Source organism: Planococcus ruber, assembly GCF_022819085.1.
Classification (GTDB): domain Bacteria; phylum Bacillota; class Bacilli; order Bacillales_A; family Planococcaceae; genus Planococcus; species Planococcus ruber.
Window position 1 is genome coordinate 937,630 of the sequence record NZ_JALHAG010000001.1, and the last position, 17,332, is coordinate 954,961.

General features: G+C 46.4%; 20 protein-coding genes. 9 read left to right on the forward strand and 11 right to left on the reverse strand.

The genetic code is table 11. The features are described from left to right. Positions 1–46: 46 nt before the first annotated feature. Genes MTR82_RS04760 through MTR82_RS04775 form a run of 4 tightly spaced genes read right to left on the reverse strand, consistent with a single transcriptional unit; the run spans position 47 to position 4,054 of the window. Positions 47–1,522 carry a phytoene desaturase family protein gene (locus MTR82_RS04760; protein WP_246808028.1) on the reverse strand — a complete coding sequence of 492 codons (1,476 nt, stop codon included), beginning with the start codon at positions 1,520–1,522 and terminating at the stop codon, positions 47–49. Beyond that, positions 1,519–2,622 (reverse strand): glycosyltransferase family 2 protein, encoded by a 1,104-nt coding sequence (locus tag MTR82_RS04765; RefSeq protein WP_246808030.1) that lies wholly within the window; start codon positions 2,620–2,622, stop codon positions 1,519–1,521. The genes MTR82_RS04760 and MTR82_RS04765 overlap by 4 nt, the downstream gene beginning before the upstream one ends. Continuing rightward, positions 2,622–3,299, reverse strand: coding sequence for a lysophospholipid acyltransferase family protein (locus MTR82_RS04770; protein WP_246808036.1), 678 nt, complete (start codon positions 3,297–3,299; stop codon positions 2,622–2,624). The genes MTR82_RS04765 and MTR82_RS04770 overlap by 1 nt, the downstream gene beginning before the upstream one ends. Next, a complete protein-coding gene (locus MTR82_RS04775; RefSeq protein ID WP_246808037.1) occupies positions 3,296–4,054 on the reverse strand; it encodes a carotenoid biosynthesis protein in 759 nt (252 codons plus the stop codon). The genes MTR82_RS04770 and MTR82_RS04775 overlap by 4 nt, the downstream gene beginning before the upstream one ends. Positions 4,055–4,507: 453 nt before the next feature. Between MTR82_RS04775 and MTR82_RS04780 the strand changes: the two genes are divergently transcribed. From MTR82_RS04780 to MTR82_RS04795, 4 genes are all read left to right on the forward strand, one after another. After that, the gene (locus MTR82_RS04780; protein WP_246808041.1) at positions 4,508–5,350 is read left to right on the forward strand and encodes a MurR/RpiR family transcriptional regulator; all 843 of its coding nucleotides are present in this window, start codon (positions 4,508–4,510) and stop codon (positions 5,348–5,350) included. Positions 5,351–5,423: 73 nt separating this feature from the next. Beyond that, entirely contained in the window at positions 5,424–6,266 is an 843-nt protein-coding gene (locus tag MTR82_RS04785) for a transporter substrate-binding domain-containing protein (protein ID WP_246808042.1), read from the forward strand. Between the two features lie 20 nt (positions 6,267–6,286). After that, complete coding sequence (locus MTR82_RS04790; protein WP_235197335.1) at positions 6,287–6,952, forward strand: amino acid ABC transporter permease; 666 nt, start codon at positions 6,287–6,289, stop codon at positions 6,950–6,952. Between the two features lie 14 nt (positions 6,953–6,966). After that, positions 6,967–7,689 (forward strand): amino acid ABC transporter ATP-binding protein, encoded by a 723-nt coding sequence (locus MTR82_RS04795; RefSeq protein WP_052650313.1) that lies wholly within the window; start codon positions 6,967–6,969, stop codon positions 7,687–7,689. A gap of 49 nt (positions 7,690–7,738) precedes the next feature. Here MTR82_RS04795 and MTR82_RS04800 read toward each other — a convergent pair whose 3' ends face one another. From MTR82_RS04800 to rluF, 3 genes are all read right to left on the reverse strand, one after another. Next, entirely contained in the window at positions 7,739–8,155 is a 417-nt protein-coding gene (locus tag MTR82_RS04800) for a hypothetical protein (RefSeq protein ID WP_246808043.1), read from the reverse strand. Positions 8,156–8,354: 199 nt separating this feature from the next. Then, positions 8,355–9,071 carry a DUF6904 family protein gene (locus MTR82_RS04805; protein ID WP_246808050.1) on the reverse strand — a complete coding sequence of 239 codons (717 nt, stop codon included), beginning with the start codon at positions 9,069–9,071 and terminating at the stop codon, positions 8,355–8,357. 11 nt (positions 9,072–9,082) lie between these two features. Further along, entirely contained in the window at positions 9,083–9,790 is a 708-nt protein-coding gene (rluF, locus tag MTR82_RS04810; RefSeq protein ID WP_052650319.1) for a 23S rRNA pseudouridine(2604) synthase RluF, read from the reverse strand. A gap of 232 nt (positions 9,791–10,022) precedes the next feature. Here rluF and adh point away from each other — a divergent pair, with 232 nt between their 5' ends. The 4 genes from adh to MTR82_RS04830 all read left to right on the forward strand — a co-directional run bounded on the left by adh (position 10,023) and on the right by MTR82_RS04830 (position 12,959). Further along, positions 10,023–11,543: an aldehyde dehydrogenase gene (gene adh / locus MTR82_RS04815; RefSeq protein ID WP_052654341.1), complete on the forward strand. Its 1,521-nt coding sequence runs from the start codon at positions 10,023–10,025 to the stop codon at positions 11,541–11,543. Positions 11,544–11,578: 35 nt separating this feature from the next. Beyond that, positions 11,579–11,941, forward strand: coding sequence for a DUF779 domain-containing protein (locus MTR82_RS04820; RefSeq protein ID WP_052654343.1), 363 nt, complete (start codon positions 11,579–11,581; stop codon positions 11,939–11,941). Positions 11,942–12,175: 234 nt separating this feature from the next. Beyond that, on the forward strand, positions 12,176–12,370 hold the full coding sequence (locus MTR82_RS04825; protein ID WP_234398916.1) for a hypothetical protein: 195 nt from the start codon (positions 12,176–12,178) through the stop codon (positions 12,368–12,370). Beyond that, positions 12,363–12,959 (forward strand): Fic/DOC family protein, encoded by a 597-nt coding sequence (locus tag MTR82_RS04830; protein ID WP_246808052.1) that lies wholly within the window; start codon positions 12,363–12,365, stop codon positions 12,957–12,959. The genes MTR82_RS04825 and MTR82_RS04830 overlap by 8 nt, the downstream gene beginning before the upstream one ends. A gap of 24 nt (positions 12,960–12,983) precedes the next feature. Here the strand turns inward: MTR82_RS04830 and MTR82_RS04835 are convergent, their stop codons facing one another. Beyond that, on the reverse strand, positions 12,984–13,805 hold the full coding sequence (locus MTR82_RS04835; RefSeq protein ID WP_246808053.1) for an AAC(3) family N-acetyltransferase: 822 nt from the start codon (positions 13,803–13,805) through the stop codon (positions 12,984–12,986). Between the two features lie 126 nt (positions 13,806–13,931). Here MTR82_RS04835 and MTR82_RS04840 point away from each other — a divergent pair, with 126 nt between their 5' ends. Next, a complete protein-coding gene (locus MTR82_RS04840; RefSeq protein ID WP_052654348.1) occupies positions 13,932–14,414 on the forward strand; it encodes an acyl-CoA thioesterase in 483 nt (160 codons plus the stop codon). 348 nt (positions 14,415–14,762) lie between these two features. On the opposite strand, the gene MTR82_RS04845 is transcribed toward MTR82_RS04840, so the two are convergent. Genes MTR82_RS04845 through MTR82_RS04855 form a run of 3 tightly spaced genes read right to left on the reverse strand, consistent with a single transcriptional unit; the run spans position 14,763 to position 17,271 of the window. Further along, positions 14,763–15,782: an SEC-C metal-binding domain-containing protein gene (locus MTR82_RS04845; protein ID WP_246808054.1), complete on the reverse strand. Its 1,020-nt coding sequence runs from the start codon at positions 15,780–15,782 to the stop codon at positions 14,763–14,765. Positions 15,783–15,831: 49 nt separating this feature from the next. Then, the gene (locus MTR82_RS04850) at positions 15,832–16,356 is read right to left on the reverse strand and encodes a GNAT family N-acetyltransferase (RefSeq protein ID WP_246808055.1); all 525 of its coding nucleotides are present in this window, start codon (positions 16,354–16,356) and stop codon (positions 15,832–15,834) included. Positions 16,357–16,368: 12 nt separating this feature from the next. Continuing rightward, positions 16,369–17,271: an acetamidase/formamidase family protein gene (locus MTR82_RS04855; RefSeq protein WP_246808056.1), complete on the reverse strand. Its 903-nt coding sequence runs from the start codon at positions 17,269–17,271 to the stop codon at positions 16,369–16,371. Positions 17,272–17,332: the final 61 nt, after the last annotated feature.

Consider the following 17,332-nt stretch of genomic DNA (forward strand, 5'->3'; position numbering starts at 1 on the left):
ATAAAAAGGCGCAGGGAAATGGTCCATTTCCCTGCGCCTTTTTTGTTTACTTGTATTTTTTGATAAGCCGTTTGGCTAAATTCTGGCCGCTCATTGTCACCATAGGAGACCCGCCGCCTGGATGGGTGCTGCCGCCGATAAAATACAGGTCTTTGATGTCGCTGCTGGCATTGGAAGGCCGAAGGAAAGCATCTTTTTTGCGATGCGAAGAAGGGCCGTACAATGCCCCTTGATACGCTCCAAACTTTTCCTGGATATAGGAAGAGGTAAAGACTTTGTCTTCGATCAGCGAGCTTCTCACATCGATTCCGTAGCGTTCCAAATAATCGTAGATTTTTTCTTTGTATCGTTCCGGATCAATTTGAAGCTTGCCGTTATCATCAAGTGCAGGAGCGTTGACCAGAATGAAGAGATTATCGCCATCCGGTGAGATGGCCGGGTCGGTATAGGAAGAGTTGCTGATATAGATGGTGGGCTCTTCGCTATAATCTTTCAGCGCAAATAATTCATGGAATTCTTTCTCGTAATCGTTTGAGAAAAAGACATTGTGATGCTTTAAGCCGTCTAAACGTTTATTCAATGCGGCTGTGATGACAAAGGCAGAGATGGAAGGTTCGAACCGGCTGATTTTAGCATCTTTAAAAGAAGGGCGGTGTTCTTCACCGACCAGTTTTGGAAAAGCGGACAGCAGATCTCCATTTAGAATGACGAGATCCGCTTCCAATTTAGAGCCGTCGGCCAATTCAACGCCCACTGCCTTTTTGTCTTTAACCAGAATTTTTGAAACCTCTGTATTTTTCCGCAGAACCGCGCCTTGTTTCTCTGCGGCTGCTGCAAAACCGTTGGCGATTGTAACGTTGCCTCCTTTGGCATAGAAAACCCCCTGCACCAGTTCAAGATAAGCGATCATGGAAAATGTTGCCGGTGCTTTAAATGGGGAAGAACCGATATAAGTCGCGTACCGGTCGAGCGCTTGGAGAAACTGTGGGCTTGAAAAATAGCGTGAAAAGAAATGATGCATATTTTCCAATGGCCGTACCTTAAAAAGAGATTTCCCTAAAGAAGGCGAAAGGTAATCCGTCCATGATTGGAAAATGGAAGGGAAAAAATAGCGTTCGGACATTTCGTATAAGCGGCTCACTTCTTTGATGAACTCGGGATAGCGCCTGGCATCTTTTTCAGAAAAAGCCTGCAGCTGGCGGATCATTTCACTGGCGTCCGAGCTGAAATCGATCTGTGTGCCGTCTGGAAAATGATTTCGTGTGTGCATTTTCACAGGGAGCAGTTCGAAATAATCTTCAGCCGATTCACCGGTTTGTTCGATGATGTCTCGAAAGACTTGGGGCATGGTGATGGTATTGGGCCCGAAATCGAAATGATGGCTGCCTAATTTCACCGGCATGAGTTTTCCGCCAAAATGGCTATTTTTTTCGATCAATTGAACATTGAATCCGGCATGGGCAAGCGTGACTGCGGCAGACAAGCCGCCGAGCCCGGCTCCGATGATGATTGCGTTTTTCATGAATATTGCCTGCCTTTCCAAGAGTAAGTCTTTTTCCGCCAGGATTTCCACATGGCGGCGAGCAGTACAGCGATCATTGCTGCGGCTTGAAAAGGCATGAGGAAGGCGAGAAGAACTCGCTGCTGCGTCTTAAGCAGGACATAGCCTTGCTGCAGCACGGTCAGCAAGTAGGGGAGGATCAAGAGAACTTCGCCTTTAGCTAAACCGAAGACCGCTAAAAATAAAGGAGCCATATAAAATAGCGCATAGAAAACAGTCAGGCCGCAAGCGATAAGCGGGGACTTGCCGATTCCGGTATAGCTGTTTTTGAGAAAGCCTTCCCACACTTCGCTGTTTTTTTCGTACATGCGGCAACGAACCGATTTGGTGATATTTGCCAACAGCATTTTGCGGCCGGAAGCTTTGATCTTTCTGGCGATATGTACGTCTTCTACAAGGGAGCCGCGTACAGCAGCATGTCCGCCAATCTCATCATAGCTCTTTCGCTCGAACATCATCCACATTCCATTTGCGGCAGTAGCTGCCGGCATTTTCGTATAATTGGCCAGTGCGACCGGCAAGTGGAAAAACACCACAAAATGAAGCATCGGCACCATCAGTTTGCTGAGCAGCGGAGGCACATCAAAGGCAGGGAAGCCGGAAAGCAAAGCTGCCTTTTTTTGCTGCATTAAAGAAAGGGTCTGCCCGACGCTTGAAGGATGGAAGCGGATGTCCGCATCGGCAAACAGCAAATAATCGCCGTGCGCCGCTTGCTGCAGCTGATGGCACGCATGGACTTTCCCGACCCACCCATCCGGCAGTTCTTTTCCTTGGATGATGTGAAAGCGGGAGTCCTCAGCGATTTCCTGCTCCAGCAATTCCTGTGTCCGGTCGGTGGATTGATCGTTCAGCACGATCAGTTCCACGTGCGGATAGCTCAAAGCTTTCATCGAAGCGATAATGGTCTTGACATTCCGTTCTTCGTTTCGCATCGGAACCAACACCGAAACCAACGGCTTTTCTTTGATGGAAAAGACCATCGGCAGCGATGGGAGGAACAGGCTGTTGAAGATGGTCCAAAGCAAAAAACAGGAAAGGAGAATTATATAGAGGATGAGCATCACCGGTTCCTCCTCTTGCGGAGTTCTTGAAAAGCTTCTGTCTGTTCAGCGACAACGAAACCCTTTAATTCATCCAGCTGTTCTGTACAAAAAGCTTCTAAAAAAGCGGTTTTTCCTTTCCTTTTGCTGCCTGAAATATCTTGGAAGTAAAATTCCTTTTTTTGGTCGATCCAGACCTCCGGTTTTCTTTCATGGCGAAACGAATAGTAAAGGCTGACGGGGATGATCGGAATGTCCGGGCAGCGCTCCAGCAGATAGATGACCCCGCTATGAAAAGTCAGCGGACGGCTTTCCTGATGAAATTCATCGCCTTGCGGAAATAACACCACCGATTTCCCTTCCTTTAGCAGCTGCTCGGTATATTCAAGTGAAGCCATGATGTCTTTCGGTTTTTTTCGATTGATTGAAAAGGCGCCGAGAAAACGGAAATACGGATAGCGTATCAATCCGCTTTCATGCATCATCATGTGGATATCGTGCTTCCAGAAATATTTGTTCAAATAAAAGAAAATCAGGCCATCCCACCAGGAACTGTGATTGGCGATGAAGATGACCGGCTTTTTTGGCGGGGCCTCGATGCCCCGTCCAAAAAGATTGGAAAAAGAAGAACGGAGCAACGGCCTCAAATACGAATCAAAGGCGAGCTCAAATGATTTTTTCTTTTTCGCTTTAATCATAAGGTCCTCCTTCTCCAGGCGGTCATCCAGAAAATCGCGGTTAAGGCAGCGCTTAAGCCGGCCGCGAGCCAAAGTTTTCCAAGCAAAGCGAGCATTACGAACATGGCGACCATCAATACATAGAGCAAAGCCATGCGTTTTTCCGGAACTTCAGCATAGACGGCTGCCGATTTCCGCTTCATCAGCCAATCGATCAGCATATGTAAGAGGAACGCTACCACAAACCAGCCGAAGAAATTGGTCCAAGGAATATCATAGTACAATCCGCCGTCTTCCCAAATCCAATAGCCCTTAATGAGATAAGCGACCGGATCGATGATCAAGTCCATAATGACAGCCCCGATTCCGCCGATAACGGCATAAAACACACCGCCCGATGGATAGATCCAGCGCGCCAGCACGTGAGTGGTCGCCATAACCATCAGCCAAGCGAAACCGATGGCAATGGGAACGCCGAAAACATTCGGTGCAAACTTCTCCGTGTAATCATAGGAACCGAACAGAAATCCGATGCCAGCCCCCATGCCTTCAACGACAAAGGTGAAAATGAAAATAACAGCCCCTAGAATGGAACCTGTGGCAGTCCCGAATCTTTTTAGGAAATAAAGAAAACCTAATGTGCCTGAAAGGATTAGAAAGAAAGCATTTGCCCACTCAAGCCAAACAGGGAGGATATCAAATCCCAGCAAGATAATGCCGATGCCGTACCAAAATAAAAACAGTCGAAAGATCCAATCTTCCAAAGCCAATCTCATCACTCCGATACAATAGTTATACAACGAGTATAGAACATTCGAGGAAAAATAGCGTCGATCACCCTCTATTTTCTCCATACCCTCCTTTTGCAGAAATATCTCCCGGTTAATTTAACGAAATCATTTACAGGAATTTGAAATAGCGTTTAAAAATCGAAGGACTAGGGAATGCTTTTTCTAAGTCTCCGAAATCCTGCATATTGTACTCTTTCCTCTAAATTTTTTTGATGATTTTATAGCTCGATTTACATAACTGGATTTGATTCGTATTGCGTAAGAAATATACCGCACGTACAGAAGTGCGCAGGCCTGACACAAAAGTTTGTTACATTTTTCAATTGTTTAGGTTTTTTTAACAAAGATGAATTTTCAGAGAATGGTTGCAGGAATTCCTGCAGAATAGTATGCTTAATTTGTGGTATTGAGTAAGTTCTTGTTTTGGGGGCGTAGAATATGCAGGATTTACTGCGAAAGGTCTCGGATTCTTATAAAGATTTTAGTTCCGGGCAAAAAAAGGTAGGAGATTTGTTTTTTCAAGAACCCATTTTTCTTGCATTTTCATCCGCTCTCGAAGTAGGAAAGAGAGTAAATGTCAGTGAATCAACGGTGATTCGGTGGACGCAAAAACTGGGCTACAAAGGCTATGCGGAATTTCAACAGATCGTACAGCGAAAATTGGCGCAGGAGCGCATTGAAAAAGTGGAGGAAGAGCAGCCGGAGCCACTGGCTGACCAATCTTTTTTGGAAAACTTGCTGGATGCGGATATTTCAAGCATCGTCAAACTGAAAAAGGCGATGGACGAGGACAAGCTGCTCTATGTAGTCGATCGAATCAGCCAAGCGAAGAATATTTGTATAACCGGAAATTTTTTTGATTTTGGACTGATCCACTGGTTTTCCGAATGGCTCAATATGTCGCTTGGGAAAGCGGAGATGCTGATGCCTGACAATAGCCAGAGCTACAGCAGGCTGGCAAAGGCAGCTGCAGGCGACTTAGTTATCGCGTTTGCCTTTCCGCGCTACACAAAGCAGCTGGACGGATTGCTGAAAACCGCTAAAGGCAAAGGGGCTGAAATTATTGTCCTGACAGATTCCATCGAATCTCCAGCCGTGCAGTATGCCGATGCTTCGCTGATTGTGACAGTCACTTCCAATTTGAACATCGATTCCTATACAGCCGTCCATGCGTTATTAACATCCATCATGCGATTTGTTTATGTAAAGGACCATGCTAAAGTCCGTGACAATTTAGCGAAGGTGGAAGCTGTCTATCGGGAGAATGACATTTTTTATTAGAACGTGCTCAATCACCGGCAATTCCCAAACGGCTTAGCCGATTTGGCCATTCATAAAAAAAGGGGAGATTACTTTGAAAAAGAAATTATCATTTTTAGGGGTTATTTTATCGGCTGGAATGCTTATGGCAGCATGCGGAGGGTCGGATGATTCCTCAGGATCTTCCGGTTCGTCAAGTTCTGAAGGCGGCGGAGACAGCGGATTGAATCTGTTGGAAGAAGGCAAATTCACGACAGCTGCCAGCGGACTTTATAAACCATTCAACTATGAAGAAGGCGGCCAATTGACGGGCTTTGACATTGAAATCGGAGCTGCGCTCGCAGAAGAGATGGGCCTTGAGCATAATCCGGTAACCAACCCTTTTGAAACGATCATCCAAGGGTTGATCGGCAATAAATTTGATGCCATCATCGGTTCGATGGCGATTACGGATGAACGCTCTGAAACGGTCGCGTTCTCAGATCCGTACTACTTGTCCGGCGGGAAAATCTGGGTAGCTGAAGGCAATACGGACATTAAAGAAGCAGCGGATTTGGAAGGCAAGAAAATCGGAATCGTTGCCCAAACAACGTACGAACCTGCTGCCAAAGAATATACGGATGACATCCAATATTACAACAGTGATGTAGTCGCTTTGCAAGACTTGGTGCCTGGGCGTGTAGATGCAGTCATCACAGCCGATGTTGTCGGATTTGAAGCGCAAAATGCCGGCCTCGAAATTAAAGATATCGGGGATAACCTATGGATTGAAGAAGCGGCTATTGCTGTCCGCAAAGAAGATAAAGAACTGCTAGATGAAATTAACAGAGCTTTGGATGCAATCGTTGAAAATGGAACTTATGCAGAGATCTCCGAAAAATGGTTCGGCACCAACCTTCTTGAAGTAGAGACAGAAGGAATTGAAGTTCTGCGCTAAACTGAGGGAGGGAAATCGCCATGGAGACACTTCGTACGATATTCGATATTTTTATGACTACTTATCCTGGATTTTTGGAGGCCGTCGTTATTACGCTTGAACTCACAGCGATTTCGGTGGTGCTCGGTACAGTGCTGGGGTTGTTCTTCGCACTGATGAAAATATCGAATTCCAAAATCCTTCAAGGGATTGCCAATCTATACATTACCATTATTCGCGGAACCCCTTTGCTGGTTCAAATTATGTTCCTGTATTTCGGGATTACGCAATTGATTATTTTAGATAATTTCTGGGCAGGTGCCATTGCGCTTGGTGTCCATAACGGAGCTTATATTGCGGAGATTTTCCGCGGTGCTATCCAGGGCATCGATTCGGGCCAGACAGAGGCCAGCCGGGCTCTTGGAATGACGAACAATCAAGCGATGCGGAGAATTGTTTTTCCGCAGGCGCTTCGTCGTTCCATTCCACCGCTTGGCAACCAGTTCATCATTACGCTGAAAGATTCATCTCTTGTGTGGATGATCGGAGTAGCGGAACTGTTCTCAGTAGCCAACCGTTCGGCAGCCAGTTCTTTTAAACAGTTCGAGACCTTCATCGTTGTCGGTTTCTATTATTTAGTATTGGTCATGATTTTCACATACATTGTCAGATGGTATGAAAACAGACTGGATGTAGACAAAGCGTAAAGGTGGGACAAATCATGATTATCGGAGAAAATATCCATAAATCCTTCGGAGACTTGGAAGTGTTGAAAGGCATCGATTTGCAAGTGCAGCCGAAAGAAGTTGTCGTTCTTGTCGGGGTCAGTGGCTCAGGGAAAAGCACACTTCTGCGCTGCTTTAATTTTCTGGAAGAAATGAATAGCGGGAAAATTACAATCGATGGCCATACGATCAACCCGAAAAAAGACAAGCTTGCGAATATCCGTGCTGAAGTCGGCATGGTATTCCAGCACTTTAATCTTTTTCCCCATAAAACGGTATTGGAAAATGTGATTGAAGCACCAATCATCGTTAAAAAAATGGATAAGGAAAAAGCGAAGCAGCTGGGACGCAGTCTTCTTGAAAAAGTAGGGCTTGCCGATAAAGCGGAAGTCTACCCAAGCAAACTTTCCGGTGGACAGAAGCAGCGGGTAGCCATTGCCCGTGCTTTGGCTATGGAGCCGAAAGTTCTGTTGTTTGATGAGCCGACTTCGGCACTGGATCCGGAACTTGTAGGGGAAGTGCTGCAGGTCATGAAGCAGCTGGCAGAAGAAGGCATGACGATGGTCGTCGTCACGCATGAGATGAAGTTTGCGAAAGAAGTGGCGGACCGCGTCATCATGCTGGATAAAGGCGTCATCATCGAAGATGCAGATCCAAAAACCTTCTTCGAGAATCCAAAAAATGAACGGACACGCCAATTTATCCAATTGGTGGAGTAATGGGTCCATAAAAAAGATGAATTCCGGGATAACCGGAATTCATCTTTTTTTATTCAGCCACTTCAATAACCGATGCAGAAACAAGCGGCATGTCTTCTTCTGCGTCGCCTTCGAAGATGCCTTGGATAGTAACCGAATCACCCGCTTCAACCGTAGTCTCCGCGATATTCCGAACGAAAATCTCTTCTTCTCCATTGCTCATGATAAAGGCTGGGAAAGCCCCGTCATCCGTCAGCTCTTCGGCAGTGCCTGAGAGGGATACCGGATCCCCTTCTTCAATGGTCCCATCAGTCAAAGCAGAAAATTCAACCGGTTCTGCTTCATCGACTGCTTCAGGTGCGGTAGGATCCAGTTCGCCTTCTGTAGCGCCCACTTCAGTTTGTGCGCCGTCGGCCGGTTCAGGATCTTCGCTTCCGCAAGCGCCAAGCAATAAAAGAAAAGCAAAAGGAACTATCAATTTTTTCATTCGAATCACTCCTGTATCGTAGCAAATTGGTCTTATAGAAGGTATACCCCTTAGAATAACGGCTTTAAACGGGGAAGCGCTTGGATTGATTCGCTGGGGCATAGGAGGGAGAGCGTAGATAAGAAGGAATGGATTAGTTGAAACGAATTAAACCATAAGAAAAAGGCTTACACTGACCTAACGTAAGCCTTTTGTTTTTTTACCAAACGATGTCTTCCGGATACTCAGCTTGAAGCCGGATTTCATGGATCGGCCGTTTTTCAGGGTTGGAAGCCGCCAATACCTGATTGCGAAAAGCCGCATAATCTTTGTCCTGGGCTGCTATCTTCATCGCTATTAACGGCAGCGTCTTTTCCTTTTGGGCTTTAGGCATTTCAATGTATTTCAGGTTTAAAAAATCGACATATTGAACAGCGTAGTCTTCTAAAGAAGGTGCTTCCTGGAACGTTTTCAGGATTGCCTGATATTCTTCTTCCGGTACTTGGCCGTGGAGGCAGTCGAGGATGAGTGCCTGAAATCGCTGAATAACCGGCAAATGCACATCCCATTCGGAACTCTTGGCTTGCTGCCGATGCAAGGCAGAAAATTCCTTCAAGGCAAGAGCCGCATAGAGGAGTTCGGGCCAAAGAATTTCGGTAGAAAAATAGATGTTTTTGTCCGGAGCGATAAAACCGTGCTGTTTCTTCGTGTGGTCATGGAGACCGTTGAATACGGATTCCACATTCCGGTCACCTTGGGCTGCATGCCGAACTTCGTAGGCGATTCCAAGGATGCGCATACGGGAGCCCGCATAGTCATAGTATTTCTTTTCATCGCCGATGATGTGATAAATGGCTTGGTTCAATTCATCCAAGTCAAAATAATCGCCGCTGATTTTTACGCCTGTATGATTCGGAGTATTCATTAATGTGAGCATCCGCAACTCTCCTATCGTTTCGGTTTGTAATCCAATTCCGCAAACAGTTCGTTTCGTTCGCTATCGGAGAGATCCCGCCATTCGCCGACTGGAAGGTCTCCAAGATGAATATTCATGATGCGTACGCGCTGCAGATTCCGGACTTCGTAGCCTAAAGCTTGGCACATGCGCCGAATCTGCCGGTTCAATCCTTGGCGGATCGTCAGGCGGAACGTGAATTTCGAAAGCTTTTCAGCTTTAGCCGGCAATGTCACCGTATCCAGAATTTCTACACCTTCAGACATTTTCTTTAGGAACGAATCTGTCACTGGCATATCCACTTTTACGATATATTCTTTTTCGTGTTCATTTTCAGCGCGCAAGATTTCGTTGACGATATCTCCGTCGTTGGTCAACAAAATCAAGCCTTCAGAATCTTTATCGAGTCTGCCGACGTGGAAAATGCGAAGCGGATGATTAACGAAATCGACAATGTTTCCTTTAATGTGGCGTTCGGTGGTGCTGGTGATGCCGATTGGCTTGTTGAGTGCGATATAGACATATTGCTGTTTGGGCTGTTCAATGACCTTGCCGTCTACCCGCACCACGTCTCCGTCTTCCACTTTGCTGCCAAGTTCCGCCGTTTTATCGTTTATCGTAACACGCCCGGCTTCGATAAATTTATCGGCACCGCGGCGGGAAGTGATGCCTGTTTCACTTAAAAATTTATTGATTCGCATAGGAAACTCCCTTTACTTCTTTAATTTCTGCCTGATTTCATTATACCCTCTCTTCCAATTAAACAAAACGGCGGCGGGTTTAATTAAATCGGCAAATAATGATTGCAATTTTCCGATTAATTTGACAATATAGAGGTGAAGCCTTTTCGGTTTCCCGTTATCTAATTTTAAAAAATGAAAGCGGATACATCGAAAAGAGCAAACCAATCAAAGGGGTGGAACATGAATGGTAATGGCATATGCAAGACCGAACAGTGATGGAGCAAAAAGTTCTTTTAAAGAGAGATACGAGAATTATATAAATGGCGAATGGCGTGCGCCGGCGAAAGGCCAGTATTTTGACAACGTTTCTCCAGTCAACGGCAAGAAATTTACCGAGATCGCCCGCTCAACAGCAGAAGATATCGAAGCGGCGCTTGACGCTGCCCATGCTGCAAAAACAGCTTGGGGGAAAACATCCACCACAGAACGTTCGAATATCCTGTTAAAGATTGCAGACCGCATGGAAGAAAATTTAGAGATGCTTGCTGTAGCTGAAACTTGGGATAACGGCAAAGCGGTGCGTGAAACGCTGAATGCGGATATTCCGTTGGCGATTGACCATTTCCGTTATTTTGCGGGTGTCATCCGTGCGCAGGAAGGATCCATCAGCCAGATTGATGAAGATACCGTAGCTTATCATTTCCATGAGCCGCTGGGCGTTGTAGGGCAGATCATCCCTTGGAACTTCCCGTTATTGATGGCAACCTGGAAATTGGCGCCGGCTCTTGCAGCCGGCAACTGCGTCGTTTTGAAACCGGCTGAGCAAACACCGGCAAGCATCTTGGTATGGGCAGAATTGGTCGGCGACCTTCTTCCGCCGGGTGTCTTGAACATCGTCAACGGATTCGGCCTTGAAGCCGGGAAGCCGCTGGCATCCAGCCCGCGCATCAGCAAAATCGCCTTTACGGGTGAAACGACAACTGGCCGGATGATCATGCAATACGCTTCACAAAACCTGATTCCGGTTACGCTGGAGCTTGGCGGAAAATCACCGAACATTTTCTTCAAAGACATCATGGATGAAGACGATGCTTTCTTGGATAAAGCGGTGGAAGGGTTTGTCATGTTTGCCTTGAACCAAGGCGAAGTTTGTACATGTCCGTCCCGTGTATTGATTCAGGAAGACATCTATGAAGAATTCATGGAGCGTGCGCTGAAACGTGTTGCCGCCATCAAAATCGGCAATCCGCTGGATCCGGAAACGATGATGGGCGCTCAAGCATCCCAGGAACAGATGGAAAAAATTATGTCTTACCTGGATATCGGCAAACAGGAAGGGGCAGAAGTGCTGATCGGTGGGGACCGCAACATGCTTGAAGGTGAATTGGCGGAAGGCTTCTACATTAAGCCGACGGTCTTCAAAGGCGACAACAAAATGCGCATTTTCCAAGAAGAGATTTTCGGACCGGTTGTCTCGGTTACGACATTCAAAACAAAAGAAGAAGCATTGGAAATTGCCAATGACACATTATATGGATTGGGCGCAGGCATTTGGACGCGCGATACGAATACCGCTTACCGTTTTGGACGCGGCATTCAGGCAGGGCGCGTTTGGACAAACTGCTATCACCAATATCCGGCTCACGCTGCTTTCGGCGGATACAAAATGTCCGGCGTCGGCCGTGAAAACCACAAAATGATGCTTGACCATTACCAGCAGACGAAGAATATGCTTGTCAGCTACAGCGACAACAAACAAGGATTCTTTTGATCTGGCTGGAACTGATAACGAAAGAAGGGATTGGCATGGTTGAACGTGTAACCGCAACAGATGCGGCGCTTGAATTGATTGAACTGCTGAAACAGAAGCATGGGCCAGTGATGTTCCATCAGTCAGGAGGCTGCTGTGATGGAAGCTCACCTATGTGCTATCCGGAAGGGGATCTGTTTCTTGGCGACCAGGATGTGCTGCTCGGTGAAATCGGCGGCAGCAAATTCTACATGCATAAGAACCAATTCGATTACTGGAGCCATACGCAGCTGATCATCGACGTTGTCGAAGGGCGCGGCGGCATGTTTTCTCTTGAAGGAGTGGAAGGCAAGCGGTTTTTGACGCGATCGAGGGCATTCACTTCTGAAGAAACAAAAGAATTGCAGCAACAAGCGTAAAAGAAAGCCAGCAGCGCTGGCTTTCTTTTTTTATGTTTTAATACAGCAAGAAGGAATATCCGCACTTTTCCCCCTTCGTATTTCCTTGTGAAAACTTCCCGATTAGCCAAAATGCCTCTCAGCCGAATATGTATTTTTCCCCACTGGAAAACCAGCCTTTTATTTGCCGTAAACCCTTGTCATTATTGGATTTAAGAGCTGGAAAATGCTATAATTAGAGAATGAAAGGTGGTCATGATCTTGACGAAATTAGTAAACCGGGTGTCCCATGAACAAGCCAATCAAGCAATTTCCTATGCGTCGCATTCCTTGGTTACGGAAGGGTTCGAAGTGACACATGAGGACAAGAATTTTGTGCGGTCGGTCTTGACGGGTGAACAGACGGAAGCTCAATTCCATCGGGCCATCAAGATGAAATTCGATGTCTAAATATCAGCATACCTCTCTGTATTGCTACCCGGATTCGGATGTATTGATTAATTTATTTGACATCACAGATGATGAAAAGCTGAAAGAGCTGGAAAAAGTCTATGCGCTTTTCCGGCTTTCTGAGTTAAAGATCAATCCGCCAAAAAATCCATCGAATATGGAGGCTTTTTTGGAAATTCATCGCTATATCCTGCAGGACGTTTATCCGTTTGCTGGAGAATTGCGAAGAGAGATGATTTCGAAGGGATCTTCTTCTTTCGCGCATCCTCAATTTATAGAGCCTGAGCTTCATAAAATCTTTCGGGCTTTGGAAGAAGAGGATTATTTGAAGAATTTGCCGCGGGATGAATTTATTTCCCGGCTGGCTTATTATTTAGCGGAATTGAATGCCCTTCATCCGTTCCGTGAAGGCAATGGCCGCACAACCCGCGAGTTTGCCCGGCAGCTTGCTTGGAACGCTGGATATCAGCTGGATTGGGAGAAGATTCCCGGGACTGCTGAAATCATTAATGCATTTGTGGACTCCTTTAATGCAAATAACGATAAGCTTGAAAGCCTATTAGATGAAATCATTTCAGCTAAAGCGTAAAGCCGGTCCGCAGATGGACCGGCTTTACGCTTGCGGTGTTTCAGGAGGAGCGGGATGTTCCCGGAGCCACTGGATGCCGAATTCGATTAACGGCTGCATATCGGCAATTTTCACCGAGGCTTGGCCAAGTGTTCCTTCCTGTATTGTGCCGGGATAGTCTTTTACGAGTTCCGGAAAGCGGTCCGAGTCCATATCTACACAGTCGTAGCTGCGCCAGACGCGTGTTCCGTTTTCCAATAAGGCGGCGCCTTGAGGAGAAGTGGTGCGATTTTCTTGCATGAATTCTGCGTAATGCAAAGCCGTACAAGAATCAAAGCCGGTCCCGATCAACAGAATCTTAACCGGGGCCTCCATCATTTTTTCGAGCGGAGATCCTGCGCCGAAAGATTCTTCAAGGGGCTGCTCGCGCATCCATTCGGAAGCTTTGCTGCCCCAGGCGATAAACGAATGGGAAGGATGCGGACTGCGAATCGTGCCCGGATGGCGATGGAAGCATTCCGCAATTTTGCCCATGCCGCGCATTTCGCTTAAAAAAGGATCGAATGCCGGCAAGTTTTCCCGGATGGGCTGGTGCCAGTTTTCGGGAACTGGCGGATTCATCCAATAGACGGGATCTGAGTTGTCAGTAGACTGTGAAGGCATCACTAAGGTGCCCTCAGCCGTAATGGTCTCAAGCAGGGCTTCTACTACCGCCTGTGCGCCTCCTGCAATCCATCCCATGGATTTAAGCGAGGAATGGACCATGACGTAGTCGCCTGCTCCAAATCCGAGCGTCTGCAGTTGTTTTTTTAACGTATGTTTCGATTGAAATTCAGGTGTATTTAAAATACTCAGTAATTCACTCAATTTATTTCCCCCTCATTTTCACTATAACATAATCGTGAAACTTGCTGTTTTGCTTTCAGCAAGCTAGCATTGAGAAGGGAATTCAGAGAGAGCAGCCAATGAAATGAAGCGAAAGGAATGTTGGAAATGGAAGCAAAACCGATGAAAGAATCAAGAACGATCCAAACGAAGCTGGTATTGCCGCCGGATACGAATCATATGGATTCGATCTTTGGGGGAAAGGTATTGGCTTATATTGATGAAATTGCGGGGATCGCAGCGATGAAGCACTCGAGCCGCCAAGTGGTTGTTACCGCTTCAATCGACTCTGTCGACTTTTTATCTTCTGCCCATGTGGGAGATGTACTTGAACTGGAAGCCAATGTGACGTCTACTGGACGGACTTCTATGGAAGTCTACGTTCGTGTGAAATCACAGAACTTGCAGACTGGTGAGGAAAAATTGACGACCGAATCGTTCCTGACACTGGTGGCGATGGGCGATGACGGAAAACCTACGCCGGTACCGGCGGTCATTCCTGAATCCGAAGGCGAGAAATTGTTCTTTGAAACCGCTCCTGCCCGGAGAGAATACCGGAAAATGCGCGCCAAAACGCCAAAAACCAAATAAAAAAGTGCTCCGAGAAAACTCGGAGCACTTTTTTATGAATAAGGTAAGAATATCAGATGTATATTGAGAACTTATCCACATGTGTATAAGTGTAAATAACAAAGTTCTTCCACAAAAAAACTGTATAACTTTTCAGAAATGTGAATAAGGGGCTGTTTATTGCAAAAATAACAGGATTTCAACCTTTTTTTCGGATTTTCTTCAAGTTATCAACAAGCTGGTAAATTTTTCAGCGCGCTTTTGGCAGCACGTACGGAGGTTTTATTTCTTGCGGCTACGGGTATGATTGTTCGCTGCTTGAGAAGGGCCAGAGAATAAAAAAAGCAGCCTAGGCTGCTTTTTTACTGGTTATTTTTTTGCTAGCAGTCCTTCGAAGTAAGCACCGAATTCTTTTGAACGTTTCAGGATTGTGCTTGAAGAAACTCCGAATTTTTCGCTAAGATCTTTAGGCGCCAGCATCGGTCCGTCAATCAATTCATGATCCTGAAGGAATCTCCAGTAACCGGCAACCAAGGCTTCCGGCTTCTGGACGGTCGGCTGTTGGCTAACCAGGTAGCTGTTTAAGATGCTTGTGACGTTATCGACCGTTTCTTTGTCGAATTTCGCTTGAGCAATATGGCTGCGGAGTTCTGCCATCACCGATTCGTGTTCCGGTGAAAGCTCAATGCTTTCTTCAACCGTGCCGGTCGAATATTTTACAATATGTTCTACTACAGTAAGGTAGTTATCCGTAATATACTGGCTGCCATCAGAAGCATTGGCAGTTTCCATAGAAGATTTCAATTGTTCAAAGAAAGGAGCAAATTCGCCGACGACTGTCAAATAGCCGTTAAGGAACAACGCACCATTTTCGCCGATGCGTGCATCCGGAAGCAAGATGGCAAGCAAGCCTTGTCCGTCTTCCATATCCGTTGGAGGCTGGTCAGTCATTTGATAAAGGTCGCCTGTGAATGCATCCTTGAACTGGGCAGATTTTTCGTTGCCTTGAATGTATTGGCCAAGGAATACGCGGACATCTTTCCAGTTTTGCAGCACTTCTTTCGTTGTCGGACGCTGCGCCAGCTCTATTTGCTTCGCTAAGAACTCTTCCCAAAGTTCAGGTTTTTGCATGAACAGGAAGTTTTCAATCACAAAAGCCTGTGCATCGTTTTCTGCCATCGATTCCATTAACCGGGGCTGCCATTCTTGCTGAAGCTGGCGGAAAGCCGGCAATTGTTCCTGATTCGGATTTTCCGAAAAGAACTGCTGGCGTACTTTGAATAATTCTTCGTTTACTAAATCATTAATTGAAACGGATTGTTGTTTTCCGTGACATTTTTTATATTTTTTGCCGCTGCCGCATGGGCACGGATCATTTCTTCCTACCATTCTAATCACCTACATTTTTTCTTGAGTGTAACACAAAATGGCGTTTCGCTCAAAAGTCGGAAGGTTCTGACGCCAATTTGCCGTATAGATACATATCAAATCGCTTGCCGTCGCGCTGCAGAAATTCGCGGAACACGCCTTCTTTTTGGAAGCCTAATTTCTCGTAGATCGCGATAGCGGGCTTATTGTATTCAAATACAGTCAGCTGAAGACGGTGCAGATTCAACTCATTCCAAGCATAATTCATCAGCAATTTCATCGCTTCGGTGCCGCAGCCGCTGCCTTGATAATCAGAACCAAGAGCGATTGACAGCCAGCCGACACGATGCGGCCATTCAATGTCTTCAATGGCGCATACGCCCATGAAGTTTTCGTTTTCAAGCGGGCGGATGGCGAAGCGGAAATCCCGATTAGAATTTTCATGAAGCCACTCTTCGGCCTGTTTCTCCGGGATTTCACGAATGGGCGAGGAATTATAATTGCGGCCGAATCCCGCTTCGCTATTCCATTTCCTGTACTCAGGCAAATCTTCAGCCCGCATGGCGGTCAAGCGGATTTTATCACCGATAAACATAAGAATTCTCCTTTAAGTGAATAATTTTATGTGGAGTGAATCGAGTATGTGCTGCGGCACGAAAAACCGAACCGTGACGAGCGGATCCACCACTTGGCTGATTTGCGTCTCTCCGGCTGCGCTCATTAGCATCGTCATTTCACTGACGCTCAGCTCCGTATAGGGCAAGAGCAAATCAATGGTTTCTTCAACGGCAATTTTCACCGCTTCATCCAGTGTCATGGCTGACACAAGAAGCGCAAGGCCTTCTTCATTTTGAAGAATCGGGTAATTCGGATGCACCCCTTTGATCAAGTCGAACGTGACTGTCGCCCGGCCGGGCACTTCAATGCCGGAAACGCTGACTTCACCATCGCCCATCGCGGCATGGAAATCTCCAAGCGCAAAAAGGGCGCCATCTGTGAAAACCGGGAAGTAAAGCGTCGCACCTTTGGTGATCAATTTGGTGTCCATATTCCCGCCATGTGCACCAGGAGTTCCGCAAGAAACGGGTTTTCCTTCCGGTGCTACGCCAATAACGCCGATCATCGGATTGAGCGGCAACTGAATCTGCTCATTAAAGATGGCCTTACCACCAACAATCGGAATGATTTTAGATTCCATTTTTTCAAGGCGATGGCCCATGACTCCGAGTTCGGGGCCAGTGACCATCACGCCTTGGTCTCCGATTTCTAAATCATCGATTGTCACTTTCAGCAAATCACCGAACTGGGCCCCTTCAATGAAAATTGGGCCGGTTGCCGGATTGATGGCGTCCCAGTCGATGGCTGACACTTCCTGGTCTTCTGATTGAATCTGATTTTTAAAGCAATCATAAGTCTCAATGGCTACCGTTTCTCCCGGCTGGACGCGAAGGACAGGTTCATTCAATTGAGAGAAACTGTAGATGACGCTTTGTGTGGATAAAGTTTTCATGAGGGTCACTACTTTTTTATAATATTTACACAATTGTAGCAATCATAAGCCGCAATAGCAA